The sequence below is a fragment of the Microbacterium testaceum genome, from assembly GCF_003075375.1.
Taxonomy (GTDB): Bacteria; Actinomycetota; Actinomycetes; order Actinomycetales; family Microbacteriaceae; genus Microbacterium; species Microbacterium testaceum_E.
The window spans coordinates 31,382-49,654 of record NZ_QDFT01000011.1 but is presented as its reverse complement, the minus strand read 5'-3'; the positions used below and the strand labels follow the sequence as shown (position 1 = coordinate 49,654).

Below are 18,273 nucleotides of genomic sequence, written 5' to 3'. Positions count from 1 at the left end.
GGTCGAGGTTCTCTCGCCGGGACGATCCGTGCGGACCGCGGTACCACCCTGCGTTGCGTCCCCTGGCGAGGACGCCGCTCTCACTGCGGCGGTGACGGGCCTGCCCCGCGCGGTTCTACTGGGGGCCGTGACCCCGTTCTTCCGCGAGCTCCCCGGTGATGGCCGGATCGGTGCTGATGGGTCCAGTCTACGCGAGGCGCGCGCGCCGCGCGCGGCCCGTCGAGTGTCCAGGACACGCCGGTCGCGCCGGCACGGGCGCGGCGCGTCTCGGACACTCGAGCGAAGGCGGACGCGGCCAGGGATGCACCCATCCGGTGGCGAGTGTCCAGGACACGCCGGTCGCGCCGGCACGGGCGCGGCGCGTCTTGGACACTCGGCGGAAGCGGAGGCGCCGCCGAGACCCGCGGGCTCAGGCGCGGGCGGGACCCAGACCCGCCGCGGCCAGCAGTTCCCGGGTGAAGGGATGCCGGGGGTCGGCGAACACGCACGACACCGCCCCCTCTTCGACCACCCGTCCGTCCTGCATGACGATCACGTCGTCGGCGATGCCGGCGACCACGTCGAGGTCGTGCGTGACGAAGACCATCGCGAGGTCCCGTCGCCGCTGCAGGTCGCGGAGGCGATCGAGGATGCGGGCGCGCACCGAGGCATCCAGCGCCGAGACGGGTTCGTCGAGCACGAGCAGGTCGGGCGACACCGCCAGCGCGCGGGCGATCGAAACGCGCTGACGCTGGCCGCCCGAGAGCTGCGCGGGCCGGCGCCGGACGAACGCGGGCGACAGCCCCACCTCGTCGAGCAGCCCCTCGACCGCCGCGCGCCGCTCGGCTCGGCGGACGCCACCGGCCGCGACGGCCTCGGCGAGCGTGCGACCCACGCTCCATCGCGGGTCGAGCGCGCCCCAGGGGTTCTGCTGCACGAGCTGCACCCGGCGTCGCGCGACGCCGCGGGCACTGCGCGGGGTCCAGGCCCGACCGTCGAAGGTCAGGGTGCCCTCGTCGGGCGCGGTCACGCCCACGATCATCCGCGCGAGCGTCGTCTTGCCCGACCCCGACTCCCCCACGACCGCCAGGGTGCGGCCCCGACGCACGGCAAACGACACCTCGTCGACCGCGCGACGCCCGTCGAAGCTCTTGACCAGCCCCTCGCCCGTGACGAGGGGCTCGTCGGTGCGCGGAGCGCGGCGCAGGGGCTCGTGCGACACCGCCGCGACCAGCTCACGGGTGTGCGGATCGCGGGGGGATGCCAGGACCTCGGCGGTGGGACCGGTCTCGACGACCCGCCCGTCGCGCATGACCACCACGCGGTCGGCGACGCGGGCGACCGCGCCCAGGTCGTGACTGATGAAGAGCACCGCGACACCGTCGTCGGCGATGCGACGCAGCAGCGTGAGCACGCGCGCCTGGACGGTGGCATCCAGAGCCGTCGTCGGCTCGTCGGCCACCAGGACGGCCGGACCGGCCGCGAGGGCCGAGGCGATCAGCGCGCGCTGGCGCAGTCCCCCCGACAGCTCGTGCGGGTACTGCCGGGCACGCCGGTCGGGCTCGGTAAGCGAGACGCGTTCGAGGCTCGCGCGCACGCGGTCCGCGAGTGCGGCGCCGCGCACGGCGGGCTCGTGGATGCGCACGGGTTCGGCGACCTCGGCACCCACGCGCCGCAGGGGGTCGAGCGACACGAGCGCGTCCTGCGAGACGAGGGCGATGCTCCGTCCGCGCAGCGCCCGCCAGCCGCGCGGAGACAGGTCGCGGACGTCGTTCCCGTCGATCCGCAGCGTCTCGGAGCTGACGCGCGTCGACGTGGGCATCAGCCCGAGCAGGGCTCTGGCCGTCAGGGACTTGCCGGCGCCCGATTCACCGACCAGCGCCACGCACTCCCCCGCGCGCACGTCCAGGTCGAGGTCGCGCACGAGAGCACCCTCGGGCCCGTCGATGCGCAGACCGCGGACCTGCACGCCGTCGCTCATGCGCCCCGCTCCTCTGCTCGGGCGCGCAGGATGCGTCCGACGACGCTGATGCTCACCACGGTCGCCGTGATCGCCAGGCCCGGGAACAGCGCGACCCAGGGCGCCTGCAGCAGCAGGTTGCGGCCGGCCGACAGCATCAGTCCCCACTCCGGCGTGGGCTCGGTGGGGCCGAGGCCCAGGAAGCTGAGCCCCGCCGCCGCGAGGATGCTCGTGCCCACGCCGATCGTGGCGAGTACGCTCACCGCACCGACGACACCCGGCAGCACGTGCCGCACGTGCACCAGGACCGCCGGGACCCCGATGTTCCGCGCGGCCTCGACATGCTCGGCCGCAGCCAGCGAACGCGTCTGCGCCCGCGCCAGCCGCACGTACACGGGAACGGCCGCGAGGGTCACCGCCAGGGCGACGTTCGCGGCCCCCGGACCCAGCACCGCCACGACGAGCAGGGCGACGAGGAACTCGGGGAACGCCAGCAGCACGTCGACCACGCGCATGGCCGCGGCATCAACGAACCGGGGCGCGACCGCCGACAGCGACCCGGCGACGACGCCGACGACCAGGGCCAGACCGGTCGCGAGCAGGCCGATCCCCACCGATCGGGCGGCGCCGTGGACGACCCGCGAGTACACGTCGCGACCGCTCTGGTCGGTGCCGAAGAGGTGCGCGGCGCTCGGCGGCTGCAGCGTCGCCCGCACGTCGGTGAGCAGGGGGTCGTGCGTGGCGAGCAGCCCGGGCGCGACGGCGGCCAGCGCGACGACGGCCAGCACGGCCCCCGCGGCCGAGAGGGCGACGATCCGACCCGCGCGCGCTCGCGCGACGGTGGTGGAGCTCACGCGGGCACCCCCGTCCGGGCCGCCAGGGCGGGTCTCGCCGCGCGCAACCGCGGGTCGATGAGCGGGACGACGAGGTCGACGATCGTGTTGACCACGACGAACACCAGCGCGCTCAGCAGGATCACCCCGGTGATGACGGGCAGGTCGCGATCCGTGATGGCCGTCAGCGTCACACGCCCGATTCCCGGTCGGGCGAAGACGGTCTCGACCAATACGGCGCCGCCCAGGAGCGAGCCCACGAGATACGCCGCCAGGGTGACTCCCCCGACGCTCGCGTGCCGCAGTGTGTGGTGCACGCTCTCGCGCAGCGGGGCCGCGCCGCGGGCCCGCACCGTCAACAGGAACGGTTCGCGCTCGGCCGCCTCGACCCCGTCGCGCAGCACCTGCGACAGCAGCGCCGCCACGGGTAGGGCGAGCGTCACCGCCGGCAGCACGATCGCCGCCCCGTCGCGGGCGCCCGACACGGGGAACCACCCGAGCTGGAACGAGAACACGCTCAGCAGCACCAACCCCGTCCAGAACACCGGCGACGACAGCACGACGAGTTCGATCCCGGATGCCACGGCCCGCCCGGTCCGTCCGCGTACGAGCAGAGCGGATGCCAGGGCCAGGACGACCGCGATCATCAGCGCGAGCGCCGACAGCTGCAGGGTGGGTCCGAGCTGCCGGCCGATGACCTCGGCGACGGGCTGGCGCAGCTGGTACGACTCGCCGAGGTCGCCGCGGACCAGCCGGCCGAGGAAGGCGACGTACTGCTCCCCCACGGGACGGTCCAGCCCCAGGTCGCTGCGGATCCCCGCCTTGACGGACTCGCTCACCTGCGCCTGCGGGCCGAGCATGACCGACACCGGGTCGCCCGGGATGATCCGGAACGCGGCGAACGCCAGCGTCGCCGCGCCCCACAGGACGAGGACGACGGATGCCACGACCCCGCCGAGGCGGCTCAGCAGAGCGCGCGGGCGGGGGCGTGGCATCCGGGGGTCCCTGTTCAGCCGACGGTGGCGGTCGCGAACAGCGGGCGACCGTACAGGTCGAAGGTCAGACCCGACACGTCGGGACGCACGGCCGAGATCAGCGTGGGGCTGTACAGCGGCACGATCGCCGCGTGCTCGGCGTTCCACTGCTGGACCTGCGCGTAGACGTCGTCGCGCGCGGCCTGGTCGGTGGTCGACGCGCCCTGGGCGAGCAGCTCGTCGAGCGTCGGATCGCTCACCTGCGAGGCGTTCTGGAAGCCGTCGGTGGCCAGGTGGCTGCGCAGCAGATCGGCGTCGACGCCCGAGAAGCCCCAGTCGGTGACGTCGTACGTCTTGGGACCGTACTGCTCGTTGTACGCGCCGGGCTCGAGAACCTCGCGCTGCAGGTCGAAGCCGACGGCCTTCAGATCGCTCTGCACGGCGTTGGCGAGCGCCGCCCGGTCGTCGGGTACGGGCGTCCACGCGATCCAGCGAGCCGTGAGGCGCTGACCGTCCTTGGTGCGGATGCCGTCGGCATCCCGTCCCGTCCAGCCGGCCTCGTCGAGAAGGGCGTTGGCCGCGGACGGGTCGAAGGGCCGGCTGTTCTCGAGGCTCGCGTCGTATCCGGGGGTGGTCGCCCCCAGGATGCTCCACGCGCGGGGGTACTGGCCGAAGAAGATCTGCTGCACGGCCGTGTCGACGTCGATCGCCCGCGTGAACGCCTGGCGGACCTTCTGGTCGGCGAAGACGCCGTACTTCTCGTTGAGGAAGAGCGAGTACGGCAGGCCGGGGTAGGCGATCGACTCGACGGTGTCGTCGGCGGGAACCTGCTCGACGAGGTTCGGCGGCAGGTTGGTCACGACGTCGGCCTGCCCGCTCGACAGCGCGCCGACGCGCACCGAGGCCTCGGGGAGGATGTCGACCCGCAGCGTCTTGAACGACGGCTTACCGGTGCCGTCGGGGCCCCAGGTGTAGTCGTCGTTGCGGGTGTAGACGATGTCCTGGTCGGGCGTGTACTCGGTCAGCTCGAAGGGGCCCGTGCCGACGGTCACATCGGGCCCGCCCGCGGCGAGCTGGTCTGCCTTGGTCTCGAGCACCTGCGGCGAGTAGAAGCCGAGCAGAGCCGTGCTCGCGGCCTGCAGGAACGGGGAGTAGGGCTCGCTGAAACGCACGCGCACGGTGTGCTCGTCGACGACGTCGGTGCCGGCGTACAGATCGCCGCCGAGCATGCTCGCGGCCTGCGCCGACGCGGTGTCGGGGTCGACGATGCGATCGAAGTTCGCCTTGACGGCGGCGGCGTCGAAGGGCGTGCCATCGTGGAAGGTCACGTCCGTGCGCAGGCGGAACAGGTAGCTCGCGCCGCCGTCCTCGACGTCCCACGACTCGGCGAGCCACGGCGAGAACGACCCGTCGGCCTCTTGGAACACCAGCGAGTCGAGCACGGCGCGCTGCACCATGGCGGTGACGTCGAGCTGGCTGGTCTGCGGGTCCATCTTGCCGGCCGAGAGGTTGGCGCCCTCGATGGCCCAGACGATCTCTCCGTCGCCCTGGGCGGCCGGGTCGGAACCGGCGCACGACGAGAGCGAGAGAGCGGCGACCGCGGCGACGGCGACCGCCGAGATCACGCGACGGTAAAGCTGTGAAGGCATGACGAAACCTCGAAGTGTCTGGTGGGGAAACTCCAGCCTACCCGCGTTGCTGGACCCGGTGCGGAAAGTGGGGGTTCGTGCGCGCCCCCGACACGACGAGCCCGTCCCGATACGATGGATGCCACACCCATCAGGCACGCTCACACAGTGCCGCCCATATCGCTCGAGGAGTACCCCCATGGCCACCATTCCCGACAAGCCCGCCCTGGAAGGCCTCGAGCAGAAATGGGATGCCGCCTGGAAAGAGCGCGGCACGTACGTGTTCGACCGCCCCCGCGCCGCCGAGGCCGGCCGCCAGGGCGTGTACTCGGTGGACACGCCGCCGCCGACGGCATCCGGAAGCCTGCACATCGGGCACGTGTTCTCGTTCACGCACACGGACGTGAAGGTGCGCTTCGAGCGCATGCGCGGCAAGACGGTGTTCTACCCGATGGGTTGGGACGACAACGGCCTGCCCACCGAGCGCCGCGTGCAGAACTACTACGGCGTGCGCTGCGACCCCTCGCTCCCCTACGACGCCGACTTCACCCCGCCGTTCGCGGGCGGCGACAACAAGAGCAGCAAGGCCGCCGACCAGGTGCCCATCAGCCGCCGCAACTTCATCGAGCTGTGCGAGCAGCTCACGGTCGAGGACGAGAAGCAGTTCGAGGACCTGTTCCGCGAGCTGGGCCTGAGCGTCGACTGGACGCAGACCTACCGCACCATCTCGGACGACTCCATCCGCACGAGCCAGCTGGCGTTCCTGCGCAACGTCGACCGCGGCGAGGCGTATCAGGCGCTCGCCCCGACGCTGTGGGACGTCGACTTCCGCTCCGCGATCGCCCAGGCCGAGCTCGAGGACCGCGATCAGCCCGCCGCGTACCACCGCGTGGGCTTCGCCAAGACCGACGGTTCGGGCGACGTGTTCATCGAGACCACCCGCCCCGAGCTGCTGCCGGCGTGCGTGGCGCTGGTGGCCAACCCGGACGACGAGCGCTACCAGCCCCTGTTCGGCACGACCGTGCGCACCCCGCTGTTCGACGTCGAGGTGCCCGTGCTCGCTCACCCGCTCGCGCAGAAGGACAAGGGCTCGGGCATCGCCATGATCTGCACCTTCGGCGACGTGACCGACATCATCTGGTGGCGCGAGCTCGACCTGCCAAACCGCACGATCATCGGCAAGGACGGCCGCATCGTCGCCGACGCTCCCGATGTGATCGTGACGGATGCCGCGAAGGCGGCCTACGCGGAACTGTCGGGCAAGACGGTGTTCAGCGCCAAGAAGCGCATCGTCGAGCTGCTGCAGGAATCCGGCGCCATGGAGGGCGCCCCCAAGCCCTTCACCCATCCCGTGAAGTTCTTCGAGAAGGGCGACCGCCCGCTCGAGATCGTGTCGACGCGCCAGTGGTACATCCGCAACGGGGCTCGGGATGCCGAGCTGCGCGAGCGCCTGGTGACCCTCGGCCGCGAGATGTCGTGGCATCCCGATTTCATGCGCGTGCGCTTCGAGAACTGGACCAACGGCCTCACGGGCGACTGGCTCGTGTCGCGTCAACGGTTCTTCGGTGTGCCGATCCCGGTCTGGTACGGCCTCGACGAGGACGGAGAGCGCGACTACGACCGCGTGCTCACCCCCGACCTGGCTTCGCTGCCGGTCGACCCGACCACCGACGTGCCCCCGGGCTACACGGAGGACCAGCGCGGCGTCCCGGGCGGCTTCGACGCCGAGCGCGACATCCTCGACACGTGGGCGACGTCGTCGCTCACCCCGCAGCTCGCCGGCGGCTGGCAGCGCGACGAGGAGCTGTGGAACCTCGTGTCGCCGTTCGACCTGCGCCCGCAGGGTCAGGACATCATCCGCACGTGGCTCTTCTCGACCATGCTGCGCAGCGCCCTCGAAGACGACCGGAGCCCCTGGACGGATGCCGCCATCTCGGGCTTCATCGTCGACCCCGACCGCAAGAAGATGTCGAAGTCCAAGGGCAACGTGGTCACGCCCGCCGACATCCTGCAGCAGCACGGCTCTGACGCCGTGCGCTACTGGTCGGCGTCGAGCCGCCTCGGCACCGATGCGGCCTTCGACCCCCAGAACCCGACCCAGGTCAAGATCGGCCGGCGCCTCGCGATCAAGCTGCTCAACGCGGCGAAGTTCGTGCTGTCGTTCCCCGTGCCCAAGGGCGCCGAGGTCACGCACGCGCTCGACGCGTCGATGCTCTCGACCCTGGATGCCGTGGTGCGCGACGCCACCGCCGCGTTCGAGGCGTACGACCACGCGCGGGCGCTCGAGATCACCGAGTCGTTCTTCTGGACCTTCTGCGACGACTACCTCGAGCTGGTGAAGGAGCGCGCGTACGACCAGTCCGACGCGGGACAGGCGTCCGCGGCCCTCGCGCTGCGCACCGCGCTGTCGACGCTCGTGCGGCTGTTCGCGCCCGTGCTGTCGTTCGCGTCCGAAGAGGTGTGGTCGTGGTTCGAAGAGGGCTCGGTGCACACCGCCGCGTGGCCCGAGCCGCTCGGCATCGAGGGCGACCCGGCCGTGCTGACCACCGTCAGCGCCGCGCTCATCGGCATCCGTCGCGCCAAGACCGAGGCGAAGGCCTCGCAGAAGACCCCGGTCACCTCGCTCACCGTCTCGGGCCCGCACGTCGAGGCCCTCCGCCTCGCCGAGGGCGACCTGCGCGCCGTGGGCCGGATCGAGGCGATCTCGTTCGCCGAGGCCGACGCCACCACCGTCACCGACATCGTGTTCGCACCCCAGGAGGCCTGATGCAACTCGGAACCCGTTGGACCGCCCGTGAGCAGCCCCCCAAGGCCGTTCCCGAGGCGCTGCACGCGCAGATCGCCGCGGTCGAGGCCGCTCTCAACCCCGACGGACTCAGTGCCCCCGCCCCGCGGTGGACGCTGACCTTCCTCGAGGGTCGACCCGTCGCCGAGCTCGACACCGGGGTCATCGTGAGCCAGGACGCCTCGGGTGAGGTCGTCGTGCGCTACGACGACGACGCCGAATTCGCCTGAGCCGCGTCTCGACGAGCCCCGAGCCCGCCGTCCCCGTCCGGGGGCGGCGGGCTCGTCCGCTTCGGAGCCTCTCGCGCTCCACCGGAGGGGGTGAGCCCAGGACGCTCGCGGACGTCCGTTCCTCTCCGTGACCGCGCACGGTCCGCCGCCTAGGCTGGACCGATGACGGATGCCCCCAATCCCCTGCTGTCCTCCCCCGCGCTCCCCTACGACCTGCCGCCCTACGGCAGCATCCGGTCCGAGCACTACCTCCCCGCCTTCCGCGAAGCGTTCGCCGCTCAGCGGGCCGAGGTCGACGCGATCACCGCTCAGACCGAGCCGGCGACGTTCGAGAACACGCTCGTCGCCCTCGAGCGCAGCGGAGAGCTGCTCGGTCGTGTCTCGCGCACGTTCTACACGGTGACGGGCGCCGACGGCACTCCCGAGATCCAGGCCGTCGAAGAGCAGCTCGCGCCCCTCATGTCCGCCCACCGCGACGCGATCCAGCTCGATGCCGCTCTGTTCGCCCGCATCGCCGCGGTGCACGAGCAGCTGGGCGATCTGGACCTGGATGCCGAGAGCCGCTACCTGGTGGAACGGCATCACCGCGAGATGGCGTTGGCCGGCGCCGGTCTGGATGCCGCGCAGAAGCAGCGTCTGACCGACCTCAACCAGCGCTTGTCCGTGCTGACGACCACGTTCGAGAAGAACCTGCTCGCCGACACGAACGACCTCGCCGTCGTGTTCGACGATGCCGCCGAGCTCGACGGGCTCGGCGACGGCGAGCTCTCGGCCGCCGCGCAGACCGCGACGAGCCGCGGACTCGACGGTCGTTACGTCGTCACCCTCACGCTCTACACCGGGCACCCGTACCTGTCGTCTCTGACGAACCGCGAGAGCCGCCGACGGCTGCTCGAGGCGTCGCGCTCGCGCGCGGCGCGTGACAACGCGCACGACAACCGCCCGGTGCTGCGTGAGATCGTGCGGCTGCGAGCCGAACGCGCGGCCCTGCTCGGCTACCCCTCTCACGCCGCGGCCGTGCTCGCCGATCAGACCGCCGGCTCCCCCGACGCCGTCGCGTCGCTGCTGCGGCGTCTGGCCGCGCCGGCCGCCGCGAACGCCCGCGACGAACAGGCCGCCCTGCAGCGGATCGCCGACGCCGACGGCATCCGGATCGAGGCCCACGACTGGGCGTTCTACACCGAGAAGGTGCGCGCCGAGAAGTACGACCTCGACCGTGCCGCGCTGCGCCCGTGGTTCGAGGCGGAGCGGGTGCTGCGCGACGGCGTGTTCTTCGCGGCCGAGCAGCTGTACGGCATCCGTGTCACCGAGAGGCACGACCTGCAGGGCTACCACCCCGAGGTCCGCGTCTTCGAGGTGCACAACGCCGACGGCAGTGAGCTCGGGCTCTTCCTGCTCGACCTGTACACGCGCGACACCAAACGCGGCGGCGCGTGGATGAACTCGATCGTCACGCAGTCGGCGCTGCGCGGGACCGCACCGGTCGTGGTGAACAACCTCAACGTGAACAAGCCCGCCCCCGGCACCCCGACGCTGCTGACGCTCGACGAGGTCACGACCCTGTTCCACGAGTTCGGTCACGCCCTGCACGGCCTCTTCGCGACCGTCACCTACCCGCACTTCGCGGGCACCGCGGTGTACCGGGACTTCGTCGAGTTCCCCAGCCAGGTGAACGAGATGTGGATCCTCTGGCCCGAGATCCTCTCGAACTACGCGCGGCACATCGACACCGACGAACCGCTGCCGGCCGACGTGGTCGAACGCCTGCACGCCTCCGAGGCGTTCAACCAGGGCTTCGCCACGAGCGAGTACCTGGCGGCATCCTGGATCGACCAGGCGTGTCACACCCTCTCTCTCGACGAGGCGTCGGCCGACATCGACGTCGCGGCCTTCCAGGCGGCGGCCCTCGCGGACATCGGGCTCGACAACCCCGTCGTCCCGACGCGATACGCCTCGACGTACTTCGCGCACGTGTTCTCGGGCGGGTACAGCGCGGGCTACTACTCGTACATCTGGAGCGAGGTGCTCGACGCCGACACCGTGGAGTGGTTCGGCGAGAACGGCGGACTCACGCGCGAGAACGGCGACCGATTCCGCCATCGTCTGCTGGGCGTCGGCGGTTCGGGCGACCCCCTCGCGGCCTACCGGGATTTCCGCGGTCGGGATGCCGAGATCCAGCCCCTGCTGGAGCGCCGCGGTCTCGCGGGCTGACGCGATTCCGGGCCCGGGTGCGCCGTGTACACGGGCCCGGAGGCGTCACAGCGCGTACTTGAAGCCGATGTGGGAGTCGGCGAAGCCGAGTCGCGTGTAGAACCGGTGGGCATCGACGCGCGCGGCGTCGGAGGTGAGCTGCACGAGGGTCGCGCCGGTCGCCGGGGCCGCGACGTGCATCACCCAGCGCATCACCGCGCTGCCTATTCCGCCGGAACGCGCGCTCGACGCCACCCGCACCGCCTCGACGAGCATGCGCGTGGCGCCCCGACGCGCCATACCGGGGATGACCGTGAGCTGGAGGGTCCCCACCACCGTGCCGTCGGCCGCCTCCACGGCGAGGAGGTCGTTCAGCGGCGCGTCGAGCACGCTGCGCAGAGCGCCGCCGTAGGCCTCGACGTCCGCATCATCGCCGCGGTCACCGCGTGCCGCGCTGATCGCATCGTCCGAGAGCAACGTCACGAGCGCCGAGAGGTCGGTCACGGTCGCCCGTCGGATGACGACCTCTCCGCCGCGGCTGGACAGGACGACAGGAAGCTGCAGGTCGGGGAGCATCCCCTCATCCTGTCGCGATCTCGGCTGCCGCCGGGCGCGACGCTCCGAACCGGTCCCTAGGCGCTGCGTCGCTTCTGCGCCAGCACGATCGTCGGCTGCGCGCGGTCTTCGACGGCAGCGCGGGTGATGACGACCTTGGCGATGTCGTCGGCCGACGGCACGTCGAACATGATCGGGCCGAGCACGTCCTCGAGGATCGCGCGCAATCCGCGGGCTCCGGTCTTGCGGGCGACGGCGAGGTCGGCGATCGCACGCAGGGCGTCCTCGTCGAACTCCAGCTGCACGCCGTCGAGCTCGAACATGCGCTGGTACTGCTTGACCAGGGCGTTGCGGGGCGCCGTGAGGATCTCCATCAGCGCGTCCTGGTCGAGCGGAGACACGGATGCCACGACGGGCAGACGCCCGATGAACTCGGGGATCAGGCCGAACTTGTGCAGATCCTCGGGCAGCGCCTCGCTGAAGAGGTCGGGGGCGTCCTCTTTGCGATGCAGCGGTGCACCGAAGCCGACGCCGTGCTTGCCGACGCGGGCCGAGATGATCTCTTCGAGGCCCGCGAACGCCCCGGCGACGATGAACAGGACGTTCGTCGTGTCGATCTGGATGAACTCCTGATGCGGGTGCTTGCGGCCGCCCTGCGGCGGAACCGAGGCGACCGTGCCCTCGAGGATCTTCAGCAGGGCCTGCTGCACGCCCTCACCCGACACGTCGCGCGTGATCGAGGGGTTCTCGGCCTTGCGAGCGATCTTGTCGACCTCGTCGATGTAGATGATCCCGGTCTCGGCGCGCTTGACGTCGAAGTCAGCCGCCTGCAGGAGCTTTAGCAGGATGTTCTCGACGTCTTCGCCGACGTAGCCGGCCTCGGTGAGGGCCGTGGCATCCGCCACTGCGAAGGGCACGTTGAGGCGCTTGGCGAGGGTCTGCGCCAGGTAGGTCTTGCCGCAGCCGGTCGGGCCGAGCAGCAGGATGTTGCTCTTGGCGATGTCGATCTCTTCGGCGCGGGCCTCGGCGGGCTGCAGGGTGCCGTGCGACCGGACGCGCTTGTAGTGGTTGTAGACGGCGACGGCCAGCGCGCGCTTGGCGGGCTCCTGACCGACGACGTACTCCTCGAGGAACGAGAAGATCTCGCGGGGCTTGGGAAGGTCGAACTCGGCGACCTCGCCGGCGGACGACTCGGCCATGCGCTCTTCGATGATCTCGTTGCACAGCTCGACGCATTCGTCGCAGATGTACACGCCCGGACCGGCGATCAGCTGCTGCACCTGCTTCTGGCTCTTGCCGCAGAAGGAGCACTTGAACAGGTCGGCGCTCTCACCGATGCGTGCCATGGCCGGATCCTCCCGTCACCCGGCCCCCGCCGGTGTGTTACCCGAGCCTAACCCGAGCCCGGGCGAACCGAGGGCATTTGCGCTCTCGGCGGTGTCGTGATCGCCCCCGGCGTCGTCGCCTGGGGCACGGCGGGCGGCGTGATGTCGGTTTCCGGGCGGTCTCGACCGCGGCCGACGCCACGAAACGGCATTCCCCTGACATCTCGGTTGCAGGATGTCGCCGACTTGTCAGCCGGGTGCAGTCTCGAGGCACTACCCGGCGCGGACCGGGTTCCGGCGCGAGACCTGGAGGAGCCGAACACACGCGAGCGCGTGCGGTGCCGCGCACGACGACGCCCCGCAGACCGGAACGGGTCTGCGGGGCGTCGAGGAGCAGCGGGTCAGGCGGTGAGAGCCGCAGGCTGACGCTTGCGGGTCGTCAGCACCTGGTCGACGATGCCGTACTCCATGGCCTCGTGGGCCGAGAGGATCTTGTCGCGGTCGATGTCCTTGTTGACCTTGGCGACGTCCTGGCCGGTGTGGCGGGCCATCGTCTCTTCGAGCCAGGTGCGCATGCGCAGGATCTCTTGCGCCTGGATCTCGATGTCCGACGCCTGACCGTGACCGGCCTCGCCCATGGCGGGCTGGTGGATCAGGATGCGGGCGTTGGGCAGGGCGAGACGCTTGCCGGGGGCGCCGGCGGCGAGAAGGACGGATGCCGCGGACGCGGCCTGTCCGAGCACGACCGTCTGGATCTGCGGCGAGACGTACTGCATCGTGTCGTAGATCGCCGTCATGGCGGTGAACGAGCCACCGGGCGAGTTGATGTACATGATGATGTCGCGGTCGGGGTCCTGCGACTCGAGCACGAGCAGCTGGGCCATGACGTCGTCGGCCGACGCGTCGTCGACCTGCACGCCGAGGAAGATCACGCGATCTTCGAACAGCTTGTTGTACGGGTCCTGGCGCTTGTAGCCGTAGGCCGTGCGCTCCTCGAACTGAGGAAGGACGTAGCGGCTGCTGGGCATGTGCGATGCGGCGCCGCCGAAGGTGGGGATGTTCATGATGGTGTCCTTTTCCTCTCGCCTCAGGCCGCGGTTCCGCCGCCGCCGGTGACGTCGGTGGCGTGCTCGCGCATGTGATCGACGAAGCCGTACTCGAGCGCCTCTTGTGCGGTGAACCAGCGGTCGCGGTCGCCGTCGGCGTTGATCTGCTCGACGCTCTTGCCGGTCTGGTTCGCCGTGATCTCGGCGAGGCGGCGCTTCATGTCGAGGATGAGCTGCGCCTGCGTCTGGATGTCGCTCGACGTTCCGCCGAAGCCGCCGTGCGGCTGGTGCAGCAGCACGCGCGCGTTGGGCGTGATGTACCGCTTGCCCTTGGTGCCGCTGGTCAGCAGCAGCTGACCCATCGACGCCGCCATGCCGATGCCGACCGTGACGATGTCGTTCGGCACGAACTGCATCGTGTCGTAGATCGCCATGCCGGCCGTGATCGAGCCGCCGGGCGAATTGATGTAGAGGTAGATGTCCTTCTGCGGGTCCTCTGCCGCGAGCAGCAGGATCTTGGCGCAGATCTCGTTGGCGTTCTCGTCACGCACCTCCGAACCGAGCCAGATGATGCGGTCCTTCAGCAGCCTGTCGAAGACGCTCGTTGCCATAAGGGGTTCGGGCATGTGTGCTCCTCTTCCGGTGATCTGCAACGAATCTACCGGCGGGCTCCGACACCGGATGCCGTGTTCGCCGCGGGCGGATCAGTCGAGGTGATCGGCGATTTCTCGCGCGTATCCGGTCACGGAACGGGTATAGCGGGGCAGGTGCGGCGCCAGCGCCTGCAGAGCGACGGATGCCGCCCGCTCGGCTTCCCCGTTCGACGCCAGAGCCAGGGCGTAGAAGGCGGCGGCCGCGTCGTGCAGCGGCCCGCGCGGCTCGCGCTCGTACTCGGCCCGGAGCATCCCCAGCGCCTCGTCCGTCTTGCCGAGGTTGCGGATCGTGCTGGCGAGCTGGATTGTCGCCCGCGTGCGCCGCTCGTCGTCGAGCCCGATCGCGAGGGCACGGCGGTACAGCACCTCGGCCTCGTCCTCGACCCCGGCGGAGTCGCGCGCCCCGGCGCGCTCGAAGAGGGCGACCGGGTCGTCGTCCGGCAGCTCGGCGGCGAGGGCGTCGATGCGGGCGATCACGTCGTCGGGGGCGAGCGTGTCGTCGGCCCAGACGGCATCCACTCTGTCCTGCCAGTCGTCCAGGTGTCGCATCACTCTCTGCTTTCTTCGGGTCGCGTGTCCGAGACGCGCCGCGCGATCCCGCGCGACGTTCCGCACACGAGACGGGGTCGGTGTCTCACCCGTCGAGTGTCCAAAACACGCCGCACGAGAAGGTCGTCGGGCGGCGTGCCCTGGACACTCAACGGCATGTGGGGATGAGAAAGGGGGTGGATGCCGTGGCATCCACCCCCTTCGTCAGGACTTACTCGGCGGCGTCGGCCTTCTTCTTGGCCGGGGCGCGCTTCTTGGCGGGCGCCTTCGCGGGGGCCTCGTCGGCGGGAGCCTCGTCGGCGGCGGGCGCCTCGGCGTCGGCCTTCTTCTTGGCCGGGGCGCGCTTCTTGGCGGGCGCCTTGGCGGGGGCCTCTTCGGCGGCGGGAGCCTCGTCGGCCTCGACCGTCTCTTCGTCGCCTTCGACGGGCTCTTCGCCCTCGACGGCGACGAAACCGGTCAGGTCGACGGTCTTGCCGGCGGTGTCGACGACCTTGACCTTGCCGAGCGCGATCGCGAGGGCCTTGTTGCGGGCGACCTCACCGACGAGCGCGGGCAGCTGGTTGCCCTGCTGCAGCGCGTTGACGAAGTCCTGCGGCGCCATGTTGTACTGCGCGGCCGACTGGATGAGGTACTGCGTCAGCTCGTCCTGCGAGACCTGGACGTTGGCCTCTTCGGCGATCTTGTCGAGGACCATCTGCGTGCGGAACTGCTTCTCGCTCGCCTCGGTGACCTCGGCGCGGTGCTCGTCGTCCTCGAGGCGGTTCTCGCCCTCGAGGTGCTGGTGCACCTCGTCCTCGATGAGCTGCGGCGGGACGGGGATCTCGACGGCCTCGAGCAGCGCCTCGATGAACTTGTCGCGCGCAGCGGAACCCTGCGTGAAGACGGCCTGCTGCGACACGCGCTCGCTGAGCGACTCGCGCAGCTCGGCGATGGTGTCGAACTCGGACGCCATCTGCGCGAAGTCGTCGTCGGCGTCGGGGAGCTCGCGCTCCTTGACGGCCTTGATCGTGACGGCCACCTCGGCCTCTTCGCCCGCGTGCTCGCCACCGACGAGTTTGGAGCGGAACGTGGTCTCTTCGTCGGCGGTGAGCGACTCGATGGCCTCGTCGATGCCCTCGAGCAGCTCGCCGGAACCGATCTCGTACGACACGCCCTCGGCGCGGTCGATCTCGTTCCCGTCGATCGTGGCGACCAGGTCGAGCTCGACGAAGTCGCCGGTCTTGGCGGGGCGGTCGACGGTCACGAGCGTGCCGAAGCGCGCGCGCAGACGGTCGAGCTCGGCGTCGATGCCGGCCTCGTCGGCCTCGGCCGCGTCGACGGTCACGGTGATGGTGTCGTAGGCGGGCAGGTCGAACTCGGGGCGGACGTCGACCTCGACGTCGACGACCAGGTCGCCGGAGAAGTCCTTGAGCTCTGGCAGCTCGACGATCTCGGCGTTCGGGCGGCCGATGACGCGCAGCTCGTTGGCCTCGACGGCCTGGCGGTAGAACCCGTCGAGACCCTCGTTGACGGCGTGCTCGATGACGGCGCCGCGGCCCATGCGCTGGTCGATGATCGGCGCGGGAACCTTGCCCTTGCGGAAGCCCGGGATCTGCACGTCGCGTGCGATGTGCTCGTAGGCGTGGGCGATGCTCGGCTTGAGCTCGTCGGGCGAGACCGTGATGTGCAGCTTGACCCGGGTGGGGCTGAGCTTCTCGACGGTGCTGTTGACCATGCGGTTCGTTCTCCTCGTGTGGCCCGCGCGCACGCGGGGGCCGGCTAGGCCTGTGGTCTGTGGGGCCGTGACGTCGGGGCGACAGGATTTGAACCTGCGGCCTCCCGCTCCCAAAGCGGGCGCTCTACCAAGCTGAGCTACGCCCCGGGGCGGCGCGCGGCACGCGCCGACGAAACGACCGCTGAAAGTCTAGTCGATCGGCCTGGATGCGCCGATTTCTCCGCTCGATCCGTGTCGGACTCGGCCCTCGCGCGTTCGCGAGGCGCTGTCGGGTGTCGTACAGTAGAGGACGTCCGATGCTTCGTGGCCGCAAAGCCGCGAAAATCCGGGGCTGTAGCTTAGTGGTAAAGCCTCTGTCTTCCAAACAGATGATGCGAGTTCGATTCTCGTCAGCCCCTCCATCTCACCTGATCGCGCACGTCGTTCAACGACGCCCGGGTCGTCCTCGATCGCGACGAGACCCGCGCACCGCCGCCGGAACGTCGACCACGTCCCCGCAGCGCGCCGATTCGCGGGGGTCCGGCTCACTCCCCGCCGTCGATGTCCGCAGCCGACTGCGCCTGCGCGTGGCGCGCCGAGTGAGACAGGTAGATCTCGGCGTTGCGCAACAGGCGGGAACGCTCCTCGGCGGTGAGCGCCCGGCGCACCTTCGCGGGGACACCCGCGACGAGCGAGCCCTCGGGCACGACGGTGCCCTCGAGGACCACCGCTCCCCCGGCGATCAGGCATCCCGGGCCGATCTGGGCGCCCGACAGGATGACGCTGCCCATGCCCACCAGCGACCCGTCGCCGATCCTGCACCCGTGCACGACCGCGTTGTGGCCCACCGAGACGTCTGCCCCGATGAGGACGGGGTGGTCGGCATCCACGTGCACCGACACGTTGTCCTGCAGATTGCTGCGGGCACCGATCGAGATCGCCGCGCTGTCGCCGCGGACGACGGCGTTGTACCAGACGCTCGCGCCCTCGCTCAGCGTCACGTCCCCCACCACTCGGGCTCCGGATGCCACGAACGCGGTCTCGTGCAGGCGGGGCGTTGCGCCGGGGAGCGACAGGATCGAGGCATCGGGGGCGATGGTCATGCGCCCGAGGCTAGCGCTACCGAGCCCCTACCGAGGACTACGTATCCGCCGTCGAAAACAGTAGACGGAGGCACGCGGTTCGGTAGTGGCGCTCTCTCGACGAACTCATAGCTTCGAGGCACGAAGCCCACCCGCGCCGAGGAGAGATCATGACACTCGCACCCGAGCCCACCGTCCCGACGAGAGCCACCTCGGCGCCGCGCCGCCCACGAGGGCGCGGTAGGGCGATCGTCTCGATCGCCGCAGGTACGGCGTTGCTGCTGGGAGGCGCGGGCACGTACGCCTTCTGGTCGACAGAGGTCGCTCTCGACGCCGCGCCCGTGTCATCCGGAGACCTGGATCTGTCGCTCGGCGACGCGGAGTGGACCTTGCAGGGCGTCCTCGGCCAGGCACAGCCGGTCGGGGACATCACGTCCGTGCGGATCGTGCCGGGTGACGTGCTGACGCTCCGCCAGACTCTCGACGTCACTCTGGTGGGCGACACCATCGAAGCAGACCTTGAGGCATCGCTCGGAGGAACGTTCGATGCGGGGTTGGGTGAGTACCTCGACGTCCAATTGTCGCTGGCCGGCTTCGGGAGCATGGTGGACGCCACCACCTACCACCTGGTCGAAGGCGATGTCACCGACCAGGACGGCACGCAAACGGTGGAGGCCACCCTGACGGTGACCTTCGACCCGCTCACCTCAGGCAGGAACGGCGTCAACAGCTCGGTCAACCTCGAGGATGTCGTCTTCACGTTGACGCAGACCGGTAACTGATCGCGGGCG

General features: G+C 70.5%; 15 protein-coding genes and 2 tRNA genes. 5 read left to right on the top strand and 12 right to left on the bottom strand.

Features of this window, described 5'->3' with window-relative positions; translation table 11 throughout:
• Positions 1-409: 409 nt before the first annotated feature.
• From DC432_RS06440 to DC432_RS06425, 4 genes are read right to left on the bottom strand one after another with little or no spacing between them, the layout of a single operon-like run.
• On the bottom strand, positions 410-1,960 hold the full coding sequence (locus tag DC432_RS06440) for a dipeptide ABC transporter ATP-binding protein (protein ID WP_116537158.1): 1,551 nt from the start codon (positions 1,958-1,960) through the stop codon (positions 410-412).
• Positions 1,957-2,793: an ABC transporter permease gene (locus DC432_RS06435; RefSeq protein WP_116537157.1), complete on the bottom strand. Its 837-nt coding sequence runs from the start codon at positions 2,791-2,793 to the stop codon at positions 1,957-1,959. Before DC432_RS06435 ends, DC432_RS06440 begins: the two co-directional genes overlap by 4 nt.
• Positions 2,790-3,767 carry an ABC transporter permease gene (locus tag DC432_RS06430; RefSeq protein ID WP_116537156.1) on the bottom strand — a complete coding sequence of 326 codons (978 nt, stop codon included), beginning with the start codon at positions 3,765-3,767 and terminating at the stop codon, positions 2,790-2,792. Before DC432_RS06430 ends, DC432_RS06435 begins: the two co-directional genes overlap by 4 nt.
• Positions 3,768-3,781: 14 nt before the next feature.
• Entirely contained in the window at positions 3,782-5,395 is a 1,614-nt protein-coding gene (locus tag DC432_RS06425; protein ID WP_116537155.1) for an ABC transporter substrate-binding protein, read from the bottom strand.
• A 178-nt stretch (positions 5,396-5,573) separates the two neighbouring features.
• Between DC432_RS06425 and valS the strand changes: the two genes are divergently transcribed.
• From valS to DC432_RS06410, 3 genes are all read left to right on the top strand, one after another.
• Positions 5,574-8,141: a valine--tRNA ligase gene (gene valS / locus DC432_RS06420; protein WP_116537154.1), complete on the top strand. Its 2,568-nt coding sequence runs from the start codon at positions 5,574-5,576 to the stop codon at positions 8,139-8,141.
• Positions 8,141-8,389 carry a hypothetical protein gene (locus DC432_RS06415; protein WP_116537153.1) on the top strand — a complete coding sequence of 83 codons (249 nt, stop codon included), beginning with the start codon at positions 8,141-8,143 and terminating at the stop codon, positions 8,387-8,389. The genes valS and DC432_RS06415 overlap by 1 nt, the downstream gene beginning before the upstream one ends.
• Positions 8,390-8,551: 162 nt before the next feature.
• Complete coding sequence (locus DC432_RS06410) at positions 8,552-10,600, top strand: M3 family metallopeptidase (RefSeq protein WP_116537152.1); 2,049 nt, start codon at positions 8,552-8,554, stop codon at positions 10,598-10,600.
• A gap of 45 nt (positions 10,601-10,645) precedes the next feature.
• On the opposite strand, the gene DC432_RS06405 is transcribed toward DC432_RS06410, so the two are convergent.
• The 7 genes from DC432_RS06405 to DC432_RS06375 form a co-directional block, all read right to left on the bottom strand.
• Positions 10,646-11,155, bottom strand: a complete 510-nt coding sequence (locus tag DC432_RS06405; protein WP_116537151.1) for a GNAT family N-acetyltransferase — start codon at positions 11,153-11,155, stop codon at positions 10,646-10,648.
• 56 nt (positions 11,156-11,211) lie between these two features.
• Positions 11,212-12,480 carry an ATP-dependent Clp protease ATP-binding subunit ClpX gene (gene clpX / locus DC432_RS06400; protein WP_108320608.1) on the bottom strand — a complete coding sequence of 423 codons (1,269 nt, stop codon included), beginning with the start codon at positions 12,478-12,480 and terminating at the stop codon, positions 11,212-11,214.
• A gap of 380 nt (positions 12,481-12,860) precedes the next feature.
• Positions 12,861-13,523, bottom strand: coding sequence for an ATP-dependent Clp protease proteolytic subunit (locus DC432_RS06395; RefSeq protein ID WP_076675865.1), 663 nt, complete (start codon positions 13,521-13,523; stop codon positions 12,861-12,863).
• A gap of 23 nt (positions 13,524-13,546) precedes the next feature.
• A complete protein-coding gene (locus DC432_RS06390; RefSeq protein WP_058231493.1) occupies positions 13,547-14,131 on the bottom strand; it encodes an ATP-dependent Clp protease proteolytic subunit in 585 nt (194 codons plus the stop codon).
• 78 nt (positions 14,132-14,209) lie between these two features.
• Positions 14,210-14,707, bottom strand: coding sequence for a tetratricopeptide repeat protein (locus tag DC432_RS06385; RefSeq protein WP_347707122.1), 498 nt, complete (start codon positions 14,705-14,707; stop codon positions 14,210-14,212).
• Positions 14,708-14,918: 211 nt separating this feature from the next.
• A complete protein-coding gene (gene tig, locus DC432_RS06380) occupies positions 14,919-16,421 on the bottom strand; it encodes a trigger factor (protein WP_116537150.1) in 1,503 nt (500 codons plus the stop codon).
• Positions 16,422-16,494: 73 nt separating this feature from the next.
• Positions 16,495-16,568: transfer RNA gene (locus tag DC432_RS06375), tRNA-Pro, on the bottom strand.
• A gap of 180 nt (positions 16,569-16,748) precedes the next feature.
• Between DC432_RS06375 and DC432_RS06370 the strand changes: the two genes are divergently transcribed.
• Positions 16,749-16,822 (top strand) — tRNA-Gly (locus DC432_RS06370).
• A gap of 123 nt (positions 16,823-16,945) precedes the next feature.
• On the opposite strand, the gene DC432_RS06365 is transcribed toward DC432_RS06370, so the two are convergent.
• The gene (locus tag DC432_RS06365) at positions 16,946-17,503 is read right to left on the bottom strand and encodes a gamma carbonic anhydrase family protein (protein ID WP_116537149.1); all 558 of its coding nucleotides are present in this window, start codon (positions 17,501-17,503) and stop codon (positions 16,946-16,948) included.
• A 149-nt stretch (positions 17,504-17,652) separates the two neighbouring features.
• On the opposite strand from DC432_RS06365, the gene DC432_RS06360 reads away from it, so the two are divergent.
• A complete protein-coding gene (locus DC432_RS06360; protein WP_116537148.1) occupies positions 17,653-18,264 on the top strand; it encodes an alternate-type signal peptide domain-containing protein in 612 nt (203 codons plus the stop codon).
• Positions 18,265-18,273: the final 9 nt, after the last annotated feature.